We start from the raw sequence: 23,836 nt of genomic DNA, 5'->3' as shown, positions 1-23,836 counted from the left end.
GCTAAAGCGAAACTCATAGGAGGAAAGCTATGAGAACCACAAGCTGGAAATGGCAGTTTCGACTCGCTCCTTATTTTTACATATCGCCATACTTTTTGTTGTTTATCCTGTTCTCTTTATATCCTATTATTTATTCATTTTATATAAGCCTCACGGATTGGAACGGTTCTAAAGTAAAGTCGTTTATCGGATTACAAAATTATACGACTTTAATGCATGATAACCAATTCTGGTTGTCTTTATGGAACAGCGCTGTGATCTATGTGATTTATGTGCCTATCATGCTTTTTCTGGCGCTTATTTTTGCCAACCTGCTTAATGCGAACTGGATGGTCGGCAAAGGCTTTTTCCGTATGGCGTTGTTCGTCCCGAACTTTGTATCTGTTGTTGCCGTATCATTCGTATTTGTTTTGATATTCAACACGCAGGATGGACTTTTGAATTCCCTGCTTATGAATTTGGGATGGTTGGATAACCGTATTCCGTGGCTGGAATCACCGGGCTGGGCTCGGTTTACTGTGGCGATGATGGTATTGTATCGGTGGCTCGGCTACAATATGCTGTTGCTTATGACAGGACTGCAAAGCATTCCCAAAGATTTGTATGAGGCCGCATATGTCGATGGCGCCACCAAAACCCAAAGTTTCTTTCTGATTACGATCCCTCTGGTGAAAAAGATATTACTATTTTGTACGATTTTGTCCACGATTGGGACATTTTCATTGTTTACCGAACCCTTCATCTTAACCAAGGGAGGCCCTTTAAACTCTACGTTAACTCCTGTTTTGATGCTGTATAACGAGAGCTTTCAAAACTTTAACTTTGGTTATGCTTCTTCGATCGCCGTATGCTTTTTTATTCTCATGATGTTGGTCTCGTTAGTTCAATTACGCCTGTTTGATGATAAAAATGGATAAGGGGGGAGAAGGCATGCAGACCTCTGCTAAACAGAGTTACAACTGGAATCGCAAAAATGAATTAAACACTATCCTTATGTTTATTGTCATGACTGTTATTTCCGCCATTATGTTATTTCCGTTTTTTTGGCTGCTAAGCTCTTCATTAAAAGCGGTAAGTGAAATATTCGTCAACCCTCCCATATGGATTCCTGAAACCTTGCATTGGGGAAATTTCGGGGAACTGTTTTTGAAAAGAAGCTTTGGTATTATTACTTGGAACAGTGTTTTACTATCCACAACCTTTACTGTTGTAACACTGTTTCTATGCAGCTTGGGCGGTTATGCCTTTGCCAAATACGAATTCCGCGGAAAACAAGTTTTATTCATATTTGTATTAGCTTCGTTAATGATTCCTCACGAAGCGACAATGGTACCGCTGTTTGTCATCTATAAGCAGCTTCATTTAATTGATAATATTTGGGGGGTTATCCTTCCAGACCTTGCCAATGCCTTTGGTATTTTCTTTATGAGACAATACTGTCGGTCGCTGCCAGATGAGATGCTGGAAGCGGCACGGATTGATGGATGCTCGGAATTTACACTGTTCCGAAAAGTAGTGCTGCCCAATTTGAAGTCGGCTTTTGCAGCTTTGGGCATTATTTTGTTCGTTAAGCAGTGGAACAATTTTTTGTGGCCCGTTGTCATTTTAAGGTCCAAAGAGAACTTAACACTTGCCGTAGCGATCAAAGCACTTGAAGACAGCAATTATACACCGTATCACTTGATCATGGCTGCTTCGGTTATTAGCGTCTTACCGCTGCTTATTGTCGTGCTCGTTTTTCAAAAGCAGCTGATTTCCGGATTGACTGAAGGATCTGTCAAAGGATAATCGATACTGACGACCTATAAGCATCAGAATCGGTCGAGGAACGATCGGATTCACTGGTTTACAAATTCTTCACTTGTGTTTGATATTCTGATAACAAACGGCTGATAAAGTAGGTAGTGTAGCAAACAACCGAATAGGTAAGGGTACGAGTCGAGGAGAATACCCTTTATGCAACAAATGGAAGAGCCTTTGTTTTGGCGCGCCGCTTCCGTTTGATGGATAAAGGGTTTTTTGTGTTGTTCAAAGGAAGGAGACCGAGGGCTTAACAACAGATGAACACATGTCGATGGTATGTAAATGAACTCATGAAAGGGTTGAAATTTTATGAAGAGGTACTCGTTAAAAAAGCATGCCAAGTATGTAGTGGTAATCATGATAATAAGTTTAATAAGCAGTATGTTTCAAGTCCCTATGCTTCCATCCGAGGTTCATGCTGCGGATGCAGGGAGAAAATCGCTGGATGTGAAGAAGACGTTAACAGCACCTGTAATAGATGGGAAGCTGGATGATTCCGTCTGGAAAATTGACCAGCCTCTGAATGCGCGTGTAGGCGAAGGCACCTTTAAAGACAGCAAATTCGGCTTACTGTGGGATAATAAATATTTATATTTGGGAATTCAGGCCGATGACGACACGCTTGCCAACGGCGGAACGGGGAATTGGTTTGAACAGGACAATATTAATGTGTTCCTGGATCCCAAGCTTCATCAATCCACACCTTATGTGACCGATGACATGCAGATGGGTTTTGTATATAAACCGAATACGACGGTACCTGAGTTTCATTATGGTGCTGCAGCTAATGGTCAGGCAGCCAAGGATGATAAGAAAATATTGAGAGCCAGTAGTAAAACTGCTACAGGTTGGTCTCTTGAAGTGGCATTACCGTGGGATATGATCAATTTTGACCCGGTGTTGAAAAAACAATTGGGTTTAGAAATTGGCGCTACAGACCGTTATGATACGGACCCTGCCAAGAATAGAACCAGCTTCTGGAGTGCCTATAACTCGGTTTCCTTCTGGAATGATACGTCCGGTTTTGGAACCATTACGCTTGTGGACAGCAGTCCGGTTTCAGGCAGCCTGAACAATGTAATTCTCCAGGAAAATTTCGACAATTATGCTACAGGTCAAATTCCAGACGGATGGATTTCGGATATTAATGCCGGAAGCCCCCCATTCTCAGTAGTGAAAGATACATATGGCAATGGTAGAATGACGTTTAATGGTAATTCATCAGGCACGCAAAGCCGCATTCTTGCGCCGATTCAATGGGACAATTATGAGATCGAAGCGGATGTTCGATTCGATGCATGGTTCAATACGGGCAGATGGGGCTCCATCATGTTCCGGGCACCCTCCACCGGAAAACCTCCTTATTCACAAATGGCTATTAAGCCGAATGGTATTATTGAGGTTGCCTACAGAAAAGCTGATGGCAGCTGGGACTCACCTATAACCGTTACGGGCGCGGGACTCGTACTTAAAAAAGATTATACGATGAAAGTAAGAGTCTTCGATAATCATGTTCAGGATTATTTTAAAGATAAGAGTGCACCTGCTTTTGATCTCAAAGGGGACAAGTTTTTGACTCCGGATAAACTGACGGAAAGAGGGGCAATTGGTTTCCAAGGCGATCAGAGTATCGTATCCTTCGATAATCTGAAGGTGACCCGAATAACGGCGGATCGGCTCGATATGACGATGCCTGGCACACTTGAGGCTCTGACAGGACCGGCTAGCGTAACAGCCAGTGTATATTATTCGGATGGAGTGACAGATTCCCCTTCCGATGGACGAGTGAAGCTGTATTCATTGGATGAAAGCATTATTAGAATCATAGACAACAAAATCTATCCTATCAAACCAGGTAAAGCAATGGTTAAAGCTGTTTATTATAACCAGGAAGTATCTAAAGAAATTACGGTTACACCGTCTCTGACAGGGATTAAGGCGACATCCATCAAGCATGACGATGGTTATATTTTGGCTACTGCAGGTCAGGATGTGCTGCTGAATTCGGTTATCTTTAAAGCGGAATTTAATGACTTTTCAACGGGCACCATCAAGGGCGATGAATTAACCTGGACTCCCAGCAGTCCTGATGTTGTTGTAGCGAATGGCAAAATAACGGCGCAAACAAAAGGCGTTTACACGCTTACTGCTGCAGCAAATGGTGCTACGGCCAACATCGCTCTAGTCGTTAAAAACGCTAGTGATACTGAATATACGCTATACGAAGAGAATTTTGATAACGTCGCAGAAGGAACGTTACCTCAAGGATGGACGAGAAAAGAGGGGGCTACCGTCAGTGCGGCTGTGGTAAAATCCGGAGCGTTTGAGCTGAACGCGAGCTCTTCTCCTGATAATCCTTCCCGAGTGCTGCTTCCCGATTATTTGGGACTGTTCGGTAATTACAAGATTGAAGCTGATGTTACGCATTTGGCTGCCAACGATGCGGCCAGATGGCACTCGATCATGTACAGAATACAAAACAATGACTATCCCTACTACCAAATGGCCGTAAGGAAAGATGCAACGGCATCCAATGGGATTGAATTTGCCGAGCGAACAGCCGCCAATGCATGGAACGTAATGGAGACAGGCTCGAATACAGAAGCTATCGATGCAGCCAAAACTTATCATTATACAGTCAAAACCCATGGAAGTCGGGTACAGCAATTGATTAATAACCGGGTAATGATAGACACCAACGCTGCGACAGCATATACGAAAGGAAGAATCGGGCTTCAGTCCAACGGAAGTAAAATGAAGGTGGATAATATCCGTATCACCCTGCAGCAGGAGGCATTGCCTCCTATGCCGAGCGAACGATTCGTCCAGGTAACAGAACCCGCAACCCGGATTTCCATGGCGCCGTCTGTGGTCACCGAGCTGAAGACGATGAAGGACCTGACCGCTTTAACAGGACCTGTTCTGCCCGCAACCGTAATGGTTCATGTGAACAGTGGTTTAAAGGCTACTGATCCAACAGGCCAGACAGAACTTGCAACTCTTGACGCTATTCTGGACACGATCGGATACCGGATGATTCCTGCTTTCTACGTCAAGGATGAGCAGACTGTGGATAAGCTGATGGATGCTTTGAAGAACAAGGGTGTGGAAGATGCATTTGTTATCTCTGACAAGGGGGATCTGGTCAAGAGGGCAAGAACGACCTATCCAATGATCCGTGGTATTATGGATTTCAGCAATGTTAAAGATGTAACACAAGAGGGCTTGTTGGACATTCGTAGACAAACCACTCGCAGCCTTGCCAAGATCGCACTGCTGCCGCAGAGTGTAGCCTCAAAGGACAATGTGGCATACCTTCAGCAGCGTCTGATCGTAGTATGGTCGAAGGAAGCAGCGGGAGCGACTGGCCATAGCCTGCCGATGCACAGCTTGATTACTGCTGGAGTGAACGGAATCGTCACGGATTCACCAAACGAAGCTTTCACTGCTTTTCAAGTTTATTCGAATAACACAACATTAATCCGTAAGCCTTATGTTATCGGTCATAGAGGCATGCCGACGAGCGCTCCCGAGAACACGATCGAAAGCGACAAGCTCGGGTTGGATTACGGAGCAGACTTTATTGAAAATGATATTTATGTAACCAAAGACAAGCGTTTGGTCATTATCCATGATGCTGAATTGTCTCATACAACGGATGGTGCAGGAAATGTTGAGGACTTTACACTCGAGCAATTAAAGAAACTGAATGCCAATAAGCCGTTCCCTACAGGCTTTCCGTATGTGCAAATTCCGACACTGGATGAGCAGATTGAACTGGCTGCAAGCAGAGGGAAAATGGTTATGGCTGAAATCAAGACGAGCACGCCAGCCGCTGTTGATGCCTACGTCAAGCTGCTGAAAGAGATGAAGGCCGAAGCAGTTGTAGACTCGATGTCCTTTAGCTCGAATCAGTTAAAGCTGCTGGCTGATCAGATGCCGGAGATGCCTTCGGGCTTGCTCGTAAACAACATCAGCTCCAATGAAACGAACGCCAATAAATCACTGCGTGATGCGCTGAGAACGGTTCAAGGTCTTAATGCCACGTTCAACGTAGGCTATTATGGGATCGGCAAGAATTTCCTGGAGGCAACCAAGCACCGTGGATTAATCGTATCGCCGTGGACCATTAATAACCAGGATGATCTTAAAAACTTGTTCGCGCTGGGAGCCTTTGGGTTAACGACCGATTATGCGCTGTGGGCTGCAGATTGGGCCGCTTCGGTCAAACCGGAGAAAGACAACTATGTGATGCTGAAGGATGAAGGCTTGTCCTTAAACGCAACGGTCGAAACCTACAAAGGCACCAAATCGACCGTAACACCGGAAATCGTGCTAATCGACGGACAAGATTTCATCGGAGTGGATCAAGGAAAAATAACAGCCAAGAAGTCAGGAACCGCACATGTGCTGCTCAGATATACAGCCGCTATGGACGCCAGCCGGAAATACGATATCTATACGAACCCGGTCACTATTGAGGTCAAAGGGCAGGAACCGGAAAACCCTGGGGAGAATCCAGGTGGAGGTAATCCAGGAGAAAATCCAGGAGAGAATCCCGGTGGTAACCCAGGAGAAAACCCAGGGGGCAACCCAGGAGAAAATCCAGGAGGTGGTAATCCCGAGCCTGTAGTCTACACACTCAGTGTGGATCCGAGCCAATATACGATACTAGTTGGCGGCGATCGGAACATTGACAAGGTTACCTATATGTCTGCAAAGGATAGTCAACTTGTAACTCAATACGCTTCATATACTCCACGTGACAATACTATTGTTTCTGTAGAGAATGGTATAATGCGTGGGATTCTTACCGGATCCACAGTAATTGACGTCGTTTATCGCAACACGACCGCTTCCATTGCCGTTACAGTCGTGAAAAGATCGTCGAATTCGGGTTCAGGAGGCGGAGGCTCCACAACACCGGATACATCCGGAACAGGAACTGGATCATCCGGCACAGGCAATAACGGTGATGGCAAGCAGTCCGTTAAGGTTGAAGCCGTCGATGGCAAGCTGGATGCGGGACAGCTCCACAATGCATTTGCTGCTGGCACCAGAGTTGAGGTGCATATGACAGGCGACAAGCTGGAGCTCAGTGCGGCTGGGCTGTTGGATGCATCACAAATAAACGGAAGCACGCTAGTCATTACAGGCGATAGCAGCGCTGCGTATTATTTGCCAGTATCCACTTTAAACCTAACGGGATTGGCACAACAGCTGGGTGTAAGTGTGAATGACCTGACGATCCAGGTGACGATCAAGAAGCTTGACGACAGCATGGCGGCAGCAGTTGCTTCAGCTGTGGTGAAAGCAGGCGGACAACAAGTCTCTACTGCTGTAGATTTTGATGTTCAGGCAGTCAATAAGAATGGCCAATCACTTCCTATAACCTTTGGCTCCACCTATGTGGCTCGCGAGTTAAAGCTTGGTAAGGAAGTCGATTTCAAGAAAGCGACGGGTGTACAGTTTATCCCGGAAACCAAAATACTCCGGTTCGTTCCGACCGTTTTCGAAACGAAGGATGGTCAGACAACAGCTACACTCAAACGAAATGGCAACAGTATGTATACCGTAATGGAGAATAACAAAAGCTTCACCGATCTGGCCAACCATTGGGCAAAAGCGGACGTGGAATTGCTGGCCAACAAGCTGGTGGTTGATGGGGTTAGCGATAGCCGTTTCGAGGGTGATCGCAATATCTCACGCTCGGAATTTGCGGCACTGCTTGTTCGTGCCTTAGGTATAAGCCCAACTGCTGCCAAGAGCGATTTCCGCGATGTAGCCTCCGATGCCTGGTATGCTCCTGAGGTGGCTGCTGCGGCTAAAGTGGGTCTGATCAGCGGCTACGAGGATGGTACATTCCGTCCTGATAAGGAAATTACACGTGAGGAGCAGGCTGCGATGGTCGTCCGCGCCATGTCCTTCGTAAGCGTGGATGCAGCGATTTCCGCAGCACAGCAAACCGAAACCTTGGCGCCGTTCAAGGACGCCAATAAGATCGCTTGGGCGAAATCCGAGGTAGCTGCTGCTGTTCATGCGGGTCTGATGAATGGTATGACACCAGATACGCTCGATTTGGCAAGCTATGCTACTCGTGCTCAATCCGCTGTTATGCTGAAACGATTCTTAAGCAAAGTCAATTTTATTAACTAGCAAGAGGGTTGCATACAAAGTTTGCTTGGGCTGTGCCTAACAGTCCAAGTAAACTTTTTGTTGATTTAAGTTAATATTGCGCAAACAATAGTCTGGTAAATTGGAATAGGCGTAAGAGTTGGAAAGGATGTTGGCTAATGAGTCATATTGAACATGATTATTGGGGCCCCAAACGGATCATTCCTGCGGTTCGCAAGGTTGAGGATTTGCAAACAGCCTGCCGAAGCGACAGTCCGGTAGTTTTCCTGCTGATCGGCGATCTGCTGACCGTGGAGGATTATATTAAACAAGTGCAACAAGCAGGTAAAAAGATTTTTCTGCACGTCGATTTTATTACGGGATTGGGTGGCGATCCGATTGTAATGAAGTTTGTAGCCGAGCGATTGCGGCCGACAGGCATCATATCCACAAAGAGCCATTTTGTAAAGCATGCCAAAAAAAATGGGCTGATGGCGATCCAACGGATTTTTTTGATCGACACGTCGGCTTTGGAGCATGGCATCCACAACATTGAGCAGAGTGGGCCCGATGCTGTTGAAATTATGCCTGGGTTGATCCCTCGTGTGATTACCAAACTCTGTGATACGATTTCCATACCTATTATCGCTGGTGGATTAATTCACGATCATAGTGAGATTACAATGGCTTTACAGGCTGGTGCCAGCGCCGTATCGATGGGCAGTAAGCGGCTTTGGATTTGATGATGTCACAGGTTTACAAAATCTTAACTTCTGCTTGATGCTCCGATAACAGAAGCTTGGTAAAGTAGAGATGTAATAACTAATCGAATATACAAGGGTACGAGCCGAAGAGAAAACCCTTTTATGCAGCAAGTGGAACCGCCTTTATTTAGGCGCGCCGATTCCGTTTGATGGATAGAGGGTTTTTTGTGTTGTTCCAAGAAAGGAGATGCTCACAGATTGCCGGAAGTGATGGATTGGGATGGTTACTTTTTTGATTTGGATGGAACGATTTTACTTGGAGAACAGCTGCTCCCGAGTGTCTCGGAAACGCTGGCTGTGTTAAGGCAAACAGGAAAGAAGATTTTGTTCTTGAGCAATACTACGACGCGAACCCGTAAGGATTGCGTGAATCGGCTGCGCAAGCTTGGCCTTGAGGCGCACCTGGAGGAAATCGTGACGGCCGCTTTCACGGCTGCTATCTATCTGCGTGAAGGCAAGCAGGAGCCGCTAGTATTTGCCGTGGGAGAGCCGGCATTGTTCAGCGAGCTGGATGAGCAGGGAGTCAAGCATACGACAGATCCGCTTGCCGCTACGCATGTACTTGTAGGTATGGATATGCATTTTGATTACGATAAGCTGCATCATGCCATGACGGCAGTGCGCAATGGAGCTGTGTTAATCGCTGCGAACCCGGATCCGAATTGTCCGGTTGTCGGAGACGTCATCCCTGATACGTGGTCGATGGTGAAGGCCATAGAAGCAGCAAGCTGTATAGCACCACATGCTGTGATCGGCAAGCCCTCCGAGCATTATGCAGCTAAAGTGCAGGAATGGAGCGGTCTAAGCGCTGATCGTTGTCTGATGGTAGGTGACCGGCTGGAGACGGATATTTTATTCGGGTCGAATCATGGTTTTTACACGGCGCTTGTATTGACGGGGGTCACGGCAAAGGGCGATATCGTACACTCTCCGATTCAGCCTGATTACGTATGGGATTCGTTAGATGACTTATTATCGATCCTGCACATGCATAATGAACAGACATAAGCAGTCAATTTCAGCAAACGCGCAGCATGAGAGTTTACACCTGCTTCACACAGCTGTAATCATGGGATCACAATGATTTGTTACAGTGAATGTGGAAGCGGCGGAAGTAAGCAGTTCTATACAAATAAGATCATAGGAAAAAGGAGAGATTTACTTATGCGTTCCCTGACAACAAAAATGATAGGTCTTACTTTATGCGTCTCCATGCTGGCCGCCTGCGCCAAAACGACAACCGAGCCATCTGCGGCAGCACCTGCAGGGGCACCAACCGATGCGAAAGCAGAGAAGGTCGAGCTTAGCTTCTATTATCCGATTGCGGTAGGTGGTCCTCTGACGGCTACGATTGAAAGCATGGCTCAGGAGTTTACCAAGCTTAATCCGAACATCACCGTTAAACCAGTATATACAGGCAGCTATGCGGATACCGCAGTCAAAACTCAAGCAGGCGTACAGAGCAAAAATCCACCCGATGTGGCCGTGCTTCAGTCTACCGAGCTGTTCAGTCTGCTGGACATGAACGCAGTCATTCCATTGGATGATTTCATTGCCAAAGAGGGCGGCGATAAATATTTGTCCGATTTCTATCCGGCATTTATGTCGAACTCGCAAACCGGCGGGAAAACATACAGCATTCCGTTTCAACGCAGCACCATAGTGCTTTACTACAACAAGGATCTGTTTAAAGCCGCTGGGCTTGATCCAGAGAAGGCTCCGCAAACCTGGGATGAGATGAAGGATTATGCGAGCAAGCTAACCAAAAACGGCGTGTGGGGCTTGGAAATTCCGGTAACGGGATATGCTTACTGGATGATGCAAACCTTTGCGCTGCAAAACGGTAAAAACTTGATGTCCGAAGACGGCAAAAAGGTCATGTTTAATACTCCTGAGAACGTGCAAGGGCTGCAATATTGGAGTGACTTGGCGAAGAAAGACAAAGTCATGCCGGAAGGCGTCACCGAATGGGGAACCGTACCTTCTGACTTCCTGGAAGGCAAAACAGCGATGATGTATCATACGACAGGCAACTTGTCCAACGTGAAGAAAAACGCCAAATTCAACTTTGGTGTAAGCTTCCTGCCTAAAAATAAAAGCTTCGGTAGTCCAACGGGTGGCGGAAACTTCTACATCTTCAAGGATATCGATAAGAAAAAGCAGGAAGCGGCTTGGAAATTTGTGAAATTTATGACCGAAACAGAGCTTGCGGCACAATGGAGCATCGATACCGGTTATGTCGCTGTTAAAAAATCGGCCTACGATACAGAACGTATGAAGAAGTATGCGGCTGATTTCCCTGCAGCTCTAATTGCCCGTGATCAGCTGCAATATGCCGCTGCCGAGTTATCCACACATAACAACGGCAAGGTTATGAAAGCATTAAACGATCCGATTCAGGCCGTACTGACTGGCAGTATGGCACCTGCTGAAGCTCTGCAAAAGGCACAGGAGGAAGCGGATAAGGCGCTTGCACCTTTTAATAAGTAATTGTTGAAAGCGGGGAGGCACTGCTGCGGCACTGAGCAGGATGCACAGCAGGCAGCTTCCCCTTACTTAGCTTCATGATGTACGGACTTACTCAGATATTAATGCGAGGAGGCCCCCAATTGGGCAGCAAAAAATCAGTCTTTAGCTGGAAAACCAACGCGTTTGCCTGGATGCTTCTAGCGCCATCGCTTGTCTTTTTGTTTCTATTTACGTTCTACCCGATTGCCAAGACGATTCGACTTAGCTTTTACCAAGCCGATTTGGCGACACCGGTACCTATTTTCAACGGTTTGGATAATTATAGGCATATGCTGGACGATATGGTTTTTTGGCAGGTCATGTCCAACAATATGTGGTTTGCGATTGGTACGGTACCAACCTCGATTCTGTTAGCGATCCTTATGGCGGTATTTACCAATAAAGTTATGCGGGGCACAAGCCTGGCACGGACAGCCTTTTTTTATCCGACGTTAATTCCGATGATTGCTGTAGCTAATATTTGGTTGTTTATTTACACCCCGCAGTACGGACTGCTCAGCCGAGTGATGAAAGGCTTTTTGCAAACCGATGTGAACTGGCTGGGATCACCGCAGTATGTGATGTGGGCAATGGTGGTTATGGTAATTTGGAAGGAAGCCGGATATTTTATGATTTTTTATTTAGCCGGTTTGCAAAATATTTCCCCGGATCTGTACGAAGCTGCACAGATGGATGGTGTAGGACGCTGGACGGTATTTCGTAAAATTACCTTTCCGCTGCTCATGCCGACAACATTATTCGTTTCCATTGTGGCCTTGACCAACTCGTTCAAGCTGGTGGATCACCTGCTGATTATGACGAAGGGCGGACCGAACAACGCCAGTAATTTGCTGCTCTATTATATTTATGAATCTGCGTTCAGCTTCTGGGATCAGGGAATGGCTTCAACCTTGACGGTTGTAATGATTGGGGTTCTTCTCTTGTTTGCAGCGTTAAATTTCCTTGGATTGGACAAAAAAATTCATTATCATTAATGCCTCCTCAAGGCCCAAGTAAGCTCCCGTAAGGGGGAGAAAGGCGAACCCTATGCTGCTTAAAAAATTGAACATAAGCCAATGGCTCTTATATATAGGTGCCGCCTTCTGGCTGGTGCCGCTGCTTTGGATGACAGTAACTGCATTCCGCCCCAAGCAGATTGCTTTGTCACCTTCGTTTTCACTGGAGTTCACACTTGATAATTTTGGCCGGGTCTGGTCGGCTGCGCCATTTGCACAATACTATTTGAATACGATCCTGATCGTGGTGGGCGTATTCCTCGTACAGATGATTACAGCTTCAATGGCCGCCTTCGCCTTTGCAAGAGTGGAGTTTCGTGCGAAAAATATCGTGTTCCTGCTGTTTCTTATCCAAATTATGGTGCCTGCCGATGTGTTGATTTTCCCGAATTACAGCGTGCTCAAGGAATTGTCACTGCTAGACACCAAGCTGGGTGTGATGCTGCCGTATTTTGCATCGGCTTTCGGCATCTTTCTGCTGCGGCAGATGTTCAAGACGATCCCGCCGGAGCTCGATGAGGCTGCAGTAATGGAAGGCTACTCGAAATGGCAGATTTTGTGGAAAATCTATTTTCCGCTTTCCCGTCCTACTTATGTGGCCTTTGGGCTCGTATCGGTCAGCTATCATTGGAATAACTTTTTGTGGCCTTTGATTGTTACCAACTCCGTAGAAAACCGTCCCTTGACGGTAGGTCTGGCTATATTCGCACAGTCGTTCGAAATAGGTGCTCAATGGACTGAAGTCAGCGCTGCTACGCTGCTCGTCATCGCACCATTGATGATCGGATTCCTGTTGTTTCAACGTCAGTTTATGAACAGCTTCATTCATTCAGGAATGAAGTAATAACCAGGAAAGGATGATGAACATGCTGAAAGGCAATGAATGTTTGATCTCGACGTATGCTTTGGCGGAAATGCCCTTGGATGAGGCGGTTAATCATTTAATAAATGAGGGCTTTACAGCGATAGAAATTATGTGCGAAGGGCGTCATGGTGAATTGTTGAATTGGCAGCAGGAACGACTGAATATGCTGAAACAGCTTGGAGATGAGAAATCAATCATCTGGACGATTCACGCTCCCATAGCGAATCTGAATCTGGCAGCGGAGGAGGAGGAGTTGATTCAGTCCAATATGGAGCTGCTGCTTCGGACTTTGCAGATTGCGGAGCTGCTGGAATGTGCTTATGTAGTGCTTCACCCCGGCGAGCTGAGCAGCGACAACATGGATCGGGATGGCGCGAGTCATGAAGCAGCGCTGAGAATAGCTGCCTTTTTGCAGGAGATTGTGAACGAAACCGAAGGGTCACAAGTCATTCTTGCTTTGGAAAATGTGCCTCCTTATCCCGGATTGCTAGGAACAGATAGCGTGTTTTTGAAAAAGGTGATCCATCTCGTACAATCCCGTCGTGTAAAAATTGTCTATGATGTGGGACATATGCATTTGACGGGTGAAGAGCAATGTGAACAATCATTCCAAAGCCTGCTGCCGTTTATAACGAGCATTCATCTTAGTGATAATCAGGGGCAGCACGACGATCATCTGCGACTGGGAGTTGGAACGGTTCCTCTGAAATCGGTGCTTGCCATAGCCAACGAATTCGGTTATTCAGGTGCCTGGGTGCTGGAAATGAGCAATATGAACGATATCCGATCATCTCAGGAGTGGCTTGGTCACTGGCGCTAAACATTTTTTAGCTAAACGAACAATTATTCGATGTAATTGAATATATGTTTAATAAGGAATGTTTAAGGGGGGACGTCATGCAAATTCAGGTTGTGCAGCCAGGCCAGACGCTCTATCAGCTTTCACAGGCTTATGGTGTAAGTGTTCAAAGCATTGCAGATGCAAATGAGCTATCGCTGGATAAATCGTTGGTCGTGGGACAGGCATTAGTAATCCCGATCACGGGTCAATACTATTGGGTAACGAGCGGGGATAGCCTGTATACCATTGCCCATAAATTCAGGATATCACCGCAGCAGCTGGCATCCGCAAACGGATTAGCTATGAACCATCCGCTTAGCGTCGGACTCAGATTATATATTCCACCGAGGCCGCGCAGGAATGTCGAGGTTAATGCTTATATCGAGCCTCGTGGTGATACGGTCGCACCTCCACTGCTCCAGGCAGCCCGGCAAGCGGCCCCCCATCTTACTTATCTGGCTCCTTTTAGCTTCCGCATCCAACGCGACGGCACATTGAAGGCTCCTCCTCTGAGTGGCCTCCAGACCATAGCCAGTAATAACAATGTGACGCTGATGATGGTCATAACCAATCTGGAGCAGCAATTTAGCGCAGAGCTTGGCGCAGCCCTATTGAATAACGAGCAGCTGCAGGATACCTTATTGGATACGATTATTCAAACAGCCAAGCGGCTTGGTTTCAAGGATATTCACTTTGATATTGAGCATTTGCGTCCACAGGATAGAGAAGCCTACAATCGTTTCTTACGTAAAGCAGCGGATATCATCCATAATGAGGGGTTTTTGATGTCGACGGCACTCGTGCCTAAGACCAGCGCAGCCCAAGCGGGTCCGTGGTACACGGCGCATGATTATCGTACCCATGGTGAGATTGCCGACTTTGTTATCATCATGACCTATGAATGGGGGTATAGCGGTGGGCCTGCTATGGCCGTATCCCCGATAGGTCCGGTTCGACAAGTATTGGAATATGCGTTGACGGAAATTCCCGCCTCCAAGATCATGATGGGACAAAACCTCTACGGATACGACTGGACCTTGCCCTTTGTGGCCGGAGGAGCGTATGCCAGAGCTTTAAGTCCTCAGGAGGCTATTAATTTGGCCCGTGAGCGGCAGGCAGCGATTCAATACGATTACGTGGCGCAGGCTCCACATTTCACCTATTGGGACGATAATGGTAAAACCCACATCGTATGGTTTGAGGACGCAAGATCGATTCAAGCCAAATTTGATTTATTAAAGGAATTAAACCTTCGGGGGATCAGCTATTGGAAGCTCGGATTAAGCTTTCCTCAGAACTGGCTGCTCATCGAGGATAACTTCAATGTGATCAAAAAATGAAAAATCCGATACGTCGTCTGCTTTAATTAGATGAATTTCCGTATAATAGCTAGCATGAGGCCTGCTTGATGGCAGGCTTTTTTCATTTACTTAGGTTATAATAGGAGAGGTATCATCATTCCATTTCAGGAGGTCATCCAGTGAATATTGCTTTTGTTGGTTTGGGAACAATGGGGCGTCACATGGCAGTCAACTTGTTAAGGGCCGGATATAAATTAAGCGTTTACAATAGAGATCGGCGCAAGACTGAGGGTCTTGGCCCGTCCGTCCGTGTAGTAGATTCCCCCGGCGAAGCTGCCCAGGGAGCAGACATCGTGATTACGATGATCTCTGATGACCGTGCAGTAAAGGAAGTTTATTTGGGTGAAGGTGGAATTGTTCCTGCGCTACAGCAGCAATCAGGTGCCAGGACACTTATCGATTGCAGTACAATCTCGCCGGATACAAGCTTGGAACTGGCTGCTCACTTATCAGCTGTTGGCGTACAGATGCTGGATGCACCGGTTACAGGCAGCGAGCCTCAAGCAAAAGAAGCACAGCTGACTTTTATCGTTGGTGGGGATCGAGAATTATTTGAGAGCTGCCTGCCTTTATTTAATGCGATGGGGAAAAAAGCGGTACATATGGGAGCACAGGGTACAGGCTCACAAGCGAAGCTTGCCAATAACGCTCTGGTGGCTATTACGCTAGCTGGACTTTCCGAAAGTATCTCGCTCGTTCGCCAAGCTGGCATTGATCCTGCTTTATTTCTTGAGGTTGTAGCGGGTGGCGGAGCGCGCAGCGGCATGGCCGAGATGAAAGGACCCAAAATGCTGAGCGGTGACTTTTCGCCGCAATTCATGACTCGGCTAATGCTGAAGGATTTGAAGCTGGCCCGTGGATTGGCGGAATCGTTTGAGCTTCCGGTGCCTGCTTTATCAGCCGTCAAGGAGCTGTTTCAGGTCGCTTGCAACGATGGGTATGGCGATGAAGATATGAGTGCGATTGTTAAATGCTACGAAGACTGGGGCAAAGGAACCAGCCATCGCAGCTAGCATCATGCCCACGACACATGTTGGACTCCTCCTTATTTCTTCGAATCACATCTTCCTAAAAGTGCGGCGAATAAGCCCCACTGCGCGGCCAAATATCCCTCCGATCGCTGTTGTTTCCGTATTTTTTGATTTTATAAGATATTTAGCGGAAAAAATACGGAAACAAAGGCGAACGCTGACGCTTCTCCGGGATCATTTGGCCGCTTCGCTCTTTATTCACCGGACTCCTAAAGATCAGCTGGTTATCCAAGCTGATCTTTTGTTTCATTCGAGATAACACTCCACTTACCCTTAGCCAACAGGTGTAATTTTACGGATACGGATTTGATGGGTTGTCGTGCATGATCAACAGCTTTATACTAAGGATAATCATGGAAACATCCTGCTGTCTGAGGATAATTTATTAGAATAGGTGGAAAAAACCGACTATGTATTATTGGAAAGCAATGATCGAAAAGCCGATTGAATTCGTATCTGCAGGGCACTTTACTGCTGGTTATCCGTGGATTCACGGTAAACGTTCGATAAACAGCTTTGAAATTATCCTCGGGCTGCGCGATACTGCCTATATTCAGCAGGAGGATGAGCAGTTTGAGGTGACTCCAGGCAGTGTACTTCTGCTCTTGCCGGAGCAGACCCATTGGGGTTATGCGTATTCGGACCCACAGGTTTCTTTTTACTGGCTGCATTTTGAATGTCCTGAGAGCAGCATGGAGTTCATGGACGAGAAGCAGACCGAAGCCGAGCTTGGGCGTTACAAGCACAATCCTTATTTGGACCAGGGTATGCCATTTGTTCTGCTGCCCGCGTTTTTTAAACCACCCGAGGTGGACAAAGCGGGGATTTTGTTTCGTCAGCTGCTGCACATTGTGGAATCACGCTACTATACCCGGCAGGGGGCGGACTACATGCTGACTTCTTTATTAATTGAGCTGACGCAGCAGTCGATGGCAGCTTATGCAAGTCCTCAAGGAGGAATGACTTCGAGGCACCAGAGGATGATGAGTGTGCTGGAGTGGATTCGCATCCATGCTGTCAAGCCTATATCGGTTGATGATGCTGCACGTGAATTCAATTACAACCCCGACTACTTGACACGTTTATTTAAAAAGGAAATGGGCATGAGCATGCAGGAATATATTCAAAGGGTCAAAATCGACCGTGCAAAGGAAGAACTGGGCCGCACCGATCTTTCGATTAAAGAAATCGCCCATCGGTTGGGATTTGAGGATGAAAAATATTTTATGAAAGTGTTCCGCAAGCATCAGCAGATGACGCCTACGGAATTTCGACGCGCTTTTTACCGGACACATTTGAATAACAAGTAGATCGTTGATTCCCCTAAAGTAGACACTTGAAACACAGTAGGAGAAATGAAGCATGTTCTTTCACATAATTATGGACAAATGAAACAGCCTAATGGAAATGGTTCATCATTTTCAGCATGAAATCGATTACAATACAATCAGAGCGGTTGTTTCAAATATCCACTTACGGTTGGCAAGGAGGGCACCATGAGTATGAATAATTGGATTAAGGTGATGCGAAAAAATAAGCTGTTTTTCAAAATTCTGATGTACTTCTTATGCTTGCTGCTCCCTATTCTGGTAGTAGGTTTTATTGCTTATTACAATTTGCTTCAATGGCTGGGACAGGATGTATCTGCCAAGCTGGTCAATAATTTGACGGCAAGCTCCAGGAAAATAGATGTTAATCTGGAAATGGCGCAGTATACACAGATGAATTTACTGTTTAATAATGCCGTTCAGCAAAACCTGCAGCCGTATTCGGAGTTTGTAGCATCCAATGGAAGAAACCTGCCTGAGCTTATTCGGGCGATTGCCTACAGCAGGAGCATTGTGAGCTCTTATGTCGACAATATGTATCTATATATGGATGATAAACGGATTTATCGCAGCGACGGGGCCGATGATTTCAACTTTTTTTTCAATAGTGTGAGCCGTTATGAGAAATATAACGCATCGTTTTGGCAAAATAAATTGCAGGCGTATCAAAATTTCGAAGTATTAGAAGCAAGCGATGTCAGTGCCTCAGGGTCAGATACAAGCAAGAAGGTCGTACCGATTCTGTCTGCCCAGTATATTGAGGGACATATGGCGGTACTGGTGTCGGATTTATCCGTTCAGGCGATGGCGAAGCAGATGAAGGACAATTCGCTTTTCCCCGATACCGGTTTTGTTATTACGGATCAGCAGGGTCGATTGATTGTCAATACGGGACTATACACCGATACGGAAATTAATGAAATTACCGCAGGATTAACGGATGATCAGCCTTCAACTCTCAAGATGAAGCTGCAAGGTCAGCCTTCACTCGTTGCCCATATATCCTCAGAAGCCATCGGGTGGTCCTATTATTCCATAACACCGGAATCGGCCTACAATCATCAGGCATCCAGTGTGCTTGGCATTGTTTTTTGGATTTGCCTGCTTTTAATCGTGTTTGGTGTAATCTTATCCTTTATTTTTAGTGTCAACTTATATAATCCGATTCGCAATATGCGTGACGTGCTGATTCAGAGTGAAACGACAAAATTTTGGGATGATGAGCTGACAGGCAACGAGCTGGAGGCGATAGGCAGAGGAATCCGCAAATTGCTGGAGACTAACGATATGGCTAATCGAAAATTCAGCTTGTTCTCAAGCGAGTTCCTCGATAATGCGTTTACCTCGTTAATACGCGGCGTTCCACTGGTTCATCAGGAATCCTTCTATCGCATGCTGAATGAGGTCGGCTTTGAGAATGGCCGTTATGTATGCTGCTGTATGCTGTTCCAATTCCGGGATGCTTTCTATGAAGAGATTCAGGATACAGAACGATTCATCATACTGGAGAAGCTAAAAAAGGTAATTTGGGGTGTACTGCAGCAGCATGTGACCTGCTATTTGATCGAATATGAGCACAATGCGTATGTTGGTATCGTAAAGCTGGAACCGAGCAACGATAAGAGCAAGCTGATGAAAGGACTCGAAAATATTAAGCAAACGTTCGGCTACGATGTCAAATACTGCGATCTGATGATCGGCGTCGGTACGGACTACTCCGACATTCAGGATATCGTGAAATCCTACAATGAAGCCATTACGGCGATTGGTCATAAATCGAATGCTGATTTTGACGATATGGTGATCATGGACGCCGCCGATTTGCAGATTGAGCACAACTACTACTACTCCTTTCTGGAAGAAAATAAAATCATCAGCAGTCTGAAATTCGGAGACATGGAGCTGCTTGAGAAGAGTATGGAGGAATTGATCAAAATGAACAAAGCGCGCGGTGCCTCTCACCAATACCTGGACGCACTGCTCATGGAGCTGTTCAGTACCGGCAATCGATACCTGGCTGGAAAGAAGCTCGATCTCCATACTTTTCTGTCCGAGAAGGAGCACCTGACTTTGACCCGTAAAGGGCTGCTGCCGCATGAGTTTGATGCAAGAGTCAAGCTGCTGCTCACATTTTACAAGCGGATTATCGGTCAGACTGCAACGAAGCCGGAACGTAAAACGAATCAAGTCGTTCCCTTAATCGTCGCCTATATCAACGAGCATTACTCGGAAAACCTCTATCTCGAAATGATTGCCGATGAAATGGGAATGTCGCCCAAATACATTTCTCGTATATTCAAGGAAACTACAGGGCAAAACCTCACAGACTATATCAGCTTGACCCGCATTAACAAGGCCAAGCAATATTTAACCGAGACGGATCTGTTAATTGGCGATATTTCGTCCAAGGTTGGGATTCACAGCCGATCGACCTTTTTGCGGTTATTTAAAAAGTATGAAGGCATTACCCCGATGGATTATCGAATCACCCTTGAACAAGAAAGTTCCTGATTGTGAAATCAGGTTCTTTTCTATCGGTTAATAAGTCTTCATAGCTGTAGTGGTTATCCGGATATTTGAACAGGGTGGACGAATGACACATTGAATCAGGTCTGGAAATTTGGCACATGGAGGTACCTCTTTGCCACTTTAACTATAACGCTTATGGACTTACAGTAAAGCTATTCCGAACAATAACAACAAGGAGGAGTCTACATGGTAAAAAGAACCAGCAAAACGATTGCCGTTCTCATGTCTTCTATGCTCGCCACAGGAACATTGGCTGCCTGTTCCCCCACCTCGAAGGGAACGGATAACAAAGCTGCAGGTGATAGTAAGGAAGCTGCCAAATCGATTACCGTCAAATGGATGAGAGGAGAAAATCCGGCACAGCCGCTGATTAAGGATTCAGTGGTTATTAAACAGCTGGAGGTAAAGACAGGAGTCAAAATTGATTTGGAAGCGGTACCAGGGAGCAATTATGAGGATAAGAAAAAGACATTATTTGCAACCAACAATATCCCGGATCTTATGATGGTGACCCTCACGGATATATCCAACTTTGCCGATACCGGGATGCTGCTGCCGCTTAATGATTACATCGATAAGTACGCGCCTAATTTCAAGAAAATCATGCAATCGAATCCGGAGATTAATAAATTGATGATCAACGGCAAGCTGTACGGTTTCCCGTCCCTTCACAGATGGCAGATTGACTACGGCCAGCTCCCGATGATGCGTGTGGATTTGCTCGATAAACATAATATCAAACCGCCTACGACCTTCGATGAATTGTATCAGGTTTTGAAAAAGCTTAAGGAGATTTATCCGGATTCCTACCCGATGACAACCCGTAACGGGACCAAAAGCCTGCTGGACATTTTATCCTTCAGCTTTGGCGGCGGGTATAACATTTATTATGATCCTCAAAAAAAGAAATATCAATTTGGAGCGTTGACCCCCGAATTCAAGGATACACTGGAATATGTGCATAAGCTCTATAAGGATAAGCTGCTCGACCCTGATTATGCAGTTAATACCGCCCAAACGTGGCAGGAAAAGCTGAGCTCAGGTAAATCATTTTATTTCCACGATAATATTACGTTTGCAACGAACTTTACGAAAACGCTGCAAGCGAAGGAGCCGCAGGCCAAATTCGACCTGCTGCCAGTGTTAGGCACAGCGAAAGGCGTCAAAAGAAACAGTATGTACCCGGCTGGTCATTTAAGCGAAGCCCATGTAATTAATGCCAAAACGAAAGACCCGGTTGCTTTAGTTAAGCTAATTGACTTCCTCTACAGCGAAGAGGGTGCTGACTTGCTTAACTTTGGCATCGAAGGTACGCATTATACGAAAAAGGGCAGCGAGTATGTAATCAATGACAGCCTGCTCAATCAGTTCAAGGATAAGCAGGACCCTTTTCGTGCGATGCAGTCCTCAATAGGAACCGGTTACTTGGGACTTGCCTTGCTGGCTGATGACCGGCCGCAAGCCGTTGTATCGCCACCCGAGCTGCTGAAATGGGACAAAACAGTGAAAGAAGCGCAAGCGAGAGGCGAGCTGTTTGCCCAGCCGCTAGACCCTCAGTTCACCAAGGAAGAACGTGAAAAGCTGAAGCAGCTCCGCTCTCAAGTCGATACACTAATGGCTCAAAATGTCGATAAGTTCATCATGAACGAAGGTGCGTTTAATGAGTTTGACGGCTTTATCAAGCAGTTGACGGATAAGGGCGCTTTGGAAATTGAAAAAATTTATAATGATGCGAATGCTCGTGTAGGCAAATAAGTAAGTAAGCTCCCAGGCATTGCGGGAAGGAGGAGACTGAATGCAAGACATATTGCAGGCTGCAAAGCCTGTCGCACAAGCGCGGGAACGAACGCTAAAGGCTGTAGGCAAGCAAATTCGCAAAAATCTGGTGCTCTACGCGATGTTCCTGCTTCCGGTATTATATTTTATCGTGTTTCACTATATCCCTATGTTTGGGAATTTAATGGCTTTCGAGGACTATAATGCTTTTCAAGGATTTTTTGGCAGTCCATGGGCAGGCACCAAACATTTCGAGGCTTTTTTGGGAGACCCGTATTTTTGGAAGCTGGTACGCAATACGCTGCTGCTCAATGTGTATTCGTTAATTTTTTTCTTCCCGGCTCCGATCCTGTTTTCGCTGCTGTTGAATGAGCTGCGGCAGCGGTTGTTCAAACGTTTTGTGCAAACGATTACGTACATCCCGCATTTTTTGTCCACGGTTGTGGTCGTTGGTATCATTGTGAATCTGCTGTCGCATGACGGACTGATCAATCAGCTGATAGCCTTTTTCGGTGGGGAAAAAATATCATTTCTGATGAAACCGGATTGGTTCCGTTTCATATACGTGAGCTCTGAAGTGTGGCAGGGTGTAGGCTGGGGGACCATTATTTATCTGGCAGCCTTGACTGCGATAGATCCGCAGCTGTACGAGGCAGCCACACTGGACGGGGCCGGGCGCTGGAAGCAGGTACGCCATGTTACACTTCCAGGCATTCAACCTATCATAACGATCATGTTCCTGCTGACGCTTGGCCAGATTCTGTCTGTTGGCTTCGAAAAGATTTTGCTATTGTATAACGGCGCCACCTATGAAACGGGGGATGTGATCCAAACCTTTATTTACCGTAGAGGTCTGCTCGATAGTGATTTCAGCTTTGCATCGGCTGTTGGCATTTTTCAATCGCTGCTTGTCTTTACTTTAATTGTCACAGCTAATAAAATTTCAAAAAAGCTCAGTGAAACGAGTCTTTGGTAGGGAGGAGGCGGACAATGAGAACGAAAAAATTCGGTGTGTTCGATGCCTTTAACCTGATGATCATGATTGGGATGCTGTTTGTAACCCTGTATCCGCTCTATTACATGTTTATTGTATCTATCAGCTCAGGGAACGCCGTTTCCAGAGGCGATGTTATCTGGATGCCCATCGATATCAGCTGGCAGGCTTATAAAATCGTGTTTGACGATCCTTCTATTATGAGAGCTTACGGCAATACACTTCTATATACGACGCTCGGTGTAGGTATCAATCTTGCCATGACCTCACTCTGTGCGTATCCATTATCACGTAAAGGCTTCTATGGACGAGGCGTATGCTCACTGCTGATCGCTTTTACGATGTTCTTTGACGGCGGGCTGATTCCGCGCTTTATGGTCATAAATGAGCTGGGGATGGTCAACACAATGTGGGCGCTTCTGCTTCCCTCGGCGATTAACGTCTGGTATATGATTCTGATGCGTACGTTTTTTCAGGGCATACCGGATACCCTTCATGAATCTGCCAATATTGATGGAGCAGGCGAGCTGCGTATTTTTCTCCGTATTGTGCTGCCGCTGTCAACGCCGATCATAGCAACGATGATTTTATTTTACGCAGTCGGGCATTGGAACAGCTTCTTCCCTGCTTTGATCTACTTGAATGATAAGGACTTGTTTCCTTTGCAGGTCATTTTGCGAAATATTGTGATTCAAGGCGATATGGCAAGTCAAGGGCTGGATATGGGCGGAATTATGGGATCGTTGGTTATTGCCCAGAACATTAAGTATGCAGTCGTTTTTGTAGCTATAGCTCCTATCCTGGCTGTGTACCCGTTTGTTCAAAAATATTTTGTGCAGGGGGTGATGGTTGGCTCGGTTAAAGGCTGAGGTTATTCATACAATTACTTCATTATACAATACAAAG

At 46.1% G+C, this 23,836-nt stretch carries 17 protein-coding genes; 16 read left to right on the top strand and 1 reads right to left on the bottom strand.

The window, feature by feature from the left end:
- Positions 1-29 precede the first annotated feature (29 nt).
- The 11 genes from LRL21_RS08355 to LRL21_RS46200 all read left to right on the top strand — a co-directional run bounded on the left by LRL21_RS08355 (position 30) and on the right by LRL21_RS46200 (position 16,285).
- Positions 30-917 (top strand): carbohydrate ABC transporter permease, encoded by an 888-nt coding sequence (locus LRL21_RS08355; RefSeq protein ID WP_240415316.1) that lies wholly within the window; start codon positions 30-32, stop codon positions 915-917.
- A gap of 13 nt (positions 918-930) precedes the next feature.
- Positions 931-1,788, top strand: coding sequence for a carbohydrate ABC transporter permease (locus LRL21_RS08350; RefSeq protein WP_240415315.1), 858 nt, complete (start codon positions 931-933; stop codon positions 1,786-1,788).
- A gap of 372 nt (positions 1,789-2,160) precedes the next feature.
- Positions 2,161-7,959: a glycerophosphodiester phosphodiesterase family protein gene (locus LRL21_RS08345; protein ID WP_240415314.1), complete on the top strand. Its 5,799-nt coding sequence runs from the start codon at positions 2,161-2,163 to the stop codon at positions 7,957-7,959.
- Positions 7,960-8,096: 137 nt separating this feature from the next.
- Positions 8,097-8,660, top strand: coding sequence for a glycerol-3-phosphate responsive antiterminator (locus LRL21_RS08340; RefSeq protein WP_240415313.1), 564 nt, complete (start codon positions 8,097-8,099; stop codon positions 8,658-8,660).
- Between the two features lie 228 nt (positions 8,661-8,888).
- Complete coding sequence (locus LRL21_RS08335; RefSeq protein ID WP_338044595.1) at positions 8,889-9,689, top strand: HAD-IIA family hydrolase; 801 nt, start codon at positions 8,889-8,891, stop codon at positions 9,687-9,689.
- 156 nt (positions 9,690-9,845) lie between these two features.
- Positions 9,846-11,171: an ABC transporter substrate-binding protein gene (locus LRL21_RS08330; protein ID WP_240415311.1), complete on the top strand. Its 1,326-nt coding sequence runs from the start codon at positions 9,846-9,848 to the stop codon at positions 11,169-11,171.
- 170 nt (positions 11,172-11,341) lie between these two features.
- Positions 11,342-12,184 carry a carbohydrate ABC transporter permease gene (locus LRL21_RS08325; protein WP_420832432.1) on the top strand — a complete coding sequence of 281 codons (843 nt, stop codon included), beginning with the start codon at positions 11,342-11,344 and terminating at the stop codon, positions 12,182-12,184.
- Between the two features lie 52 nt (positions 12,185-12,236).
- Positions 12,237-13,049, top strand: a complete 813-nt coding sequence (locus LRL21_RS08320) for a carbohydrate ABC transporter permease (RefSeq protein ID WP_240415310.1) — start codon at positions 12,237-12,239, stop codon at positions 13,047-13,049.
- A gap of 22 nt (positions 13,050-13,071) precedes the next feature.
- Positions 13,072-13,890, top strand: a complete 819-nt coding sequence (locus LRL21_RS08315) for a sugar phosphate isomerase/epimerase family protein (protein WP_240415309.1) — start codon at positions 13,072-13,074, stop codon at positions 13,888-13,890.
- A 77-nt stretch (positions 13,891-13,967) separates the two neighbouring features.
- Positions 13,968-15,251, top strand: coding sequence for a glycoside hydrolase family 18 protein (locus tag LRL21_RS08310; protein WP_240415308.1), 1,284 nt, complete (start codon positions 13,968-13,970; stop codon positions 15,249-15,251).
- 140 nt (positions 15,252-15,391) lie between these two features.
- Complete coding sequence (locus tag LRL21_RS46200; protein ID WP_240415307.1) at positions 15,392-16,285, top strand: NAD(P)-dependent oxidoreductase; 894 nt, start codon at positions 15,392-15,394, stop codon at positions 16,283-16,285.
- Between the two features lie 142 nt (positions 16,286-16,427).
- Here LRL21_RS46200 and LRL21_RS45570 read toward each other — a convergent pair whose 3' ends face one another.
- Positions 16,428-16,553: a hypothetical protein gene (locus LRL21_RS45570; RefSeq protein ID WP_275900652.1), complete on the bottom strand. Its 126-nt coding sequence runs from the start codon at positions 16,551-16,553 to the stop codon at positions 16,428-16,430.
- Positions 16,554-16,713: 160 nt separating this feature from the next.
- On the opposite strand from LRL21_RS45570, the gene LRL21_RS08300 reads away from it, so the two are divergent.
- The 5 genes from LRL21_RS08300 to LRL21_RS08280 all read left to right on the top strand — a co-directional run bounded on the left by LRL21_RS08300 (position 16,714) and on the right by LRL21_RS08280 (position 23,799).
- The gene (locus LRL21_RS08300; protein ID WP_240415306.1) at positions 16,714-17,613 is read left to right on the top strand and encodes a helix-turn-helix domain-containing protein; all 900 of its coding nucleotides are present in this window, start codon (positions 16,714-16,716) and stop codon (positions 17,611-17,613) included.
- Positions 17,614-17,805: 192 nt separating this feature from the next.
- Positions 17,806-20,142 carry a helix-turn-helix domain-containing protein gene (locus LRL21_RS08295; protein WP_240415305.1) on the top strand — a complete coding sequence of 779 codons (2,337 nt, stop codon included), beginning with the start codon at positions 17,806-17,808 and terminating at the stop codon, positions 20,140-20,142.
- A gap of 204 nt (positions 20,143-20,346) precedes the next feature.
- Complete coding sequence (locus tag LRL21_RS08290; protein WP_240415304.1) at positions 20,347-21,915, top strand: extracellular solute-binding protein; 1,569 nt, start codon at positions 20,347-20,349, stop codon at positions 21,913-21,915.
- Between the two features lie 40 nt (positions 21,916-21,955).
- The gene (locus LRL21_RS08285; protein WP_240415303.1) at positions 21,956-22,912 is read left to right on the top strand and encodes an ABC transporter permease; all 957 of its coding nucleotides are present in this window, start codon (positions 21,956-21,958) and stop codon (positions 22,910-22,912) included.
- A 14-nt stretch (positions 22,913-22,926) separates the two neighbouring features.
- Positions 22,927-23,799 carry a carbohydrate ABC transporter permease gene (locus tag LRL21_RS08280; protein WP_240415302.1) on the top strand — a complete coding sequence of 291 codons (873 nt, stop codon included), beginning with the start codon at positions 22,927-22,929 and terminating at the stop codon, positions 23,797-23,799.
- Positions 23,800-23,836 lie beyond the last annotated feature (37 nt).

The organism is Paenibacillus periandrae, assembly GCF_022458865.1.
Lineage (GTDB): Bacteria > Bacillota > Bacilli > Paenibacillales > NBRC-103111 > Paenibacillus_S > Paenibacillus_S periandrae.
Note: the sequence above shows the minus strand (reverse complement) of the source record. Positions and strands in the feature narration are given on the sequence as shown.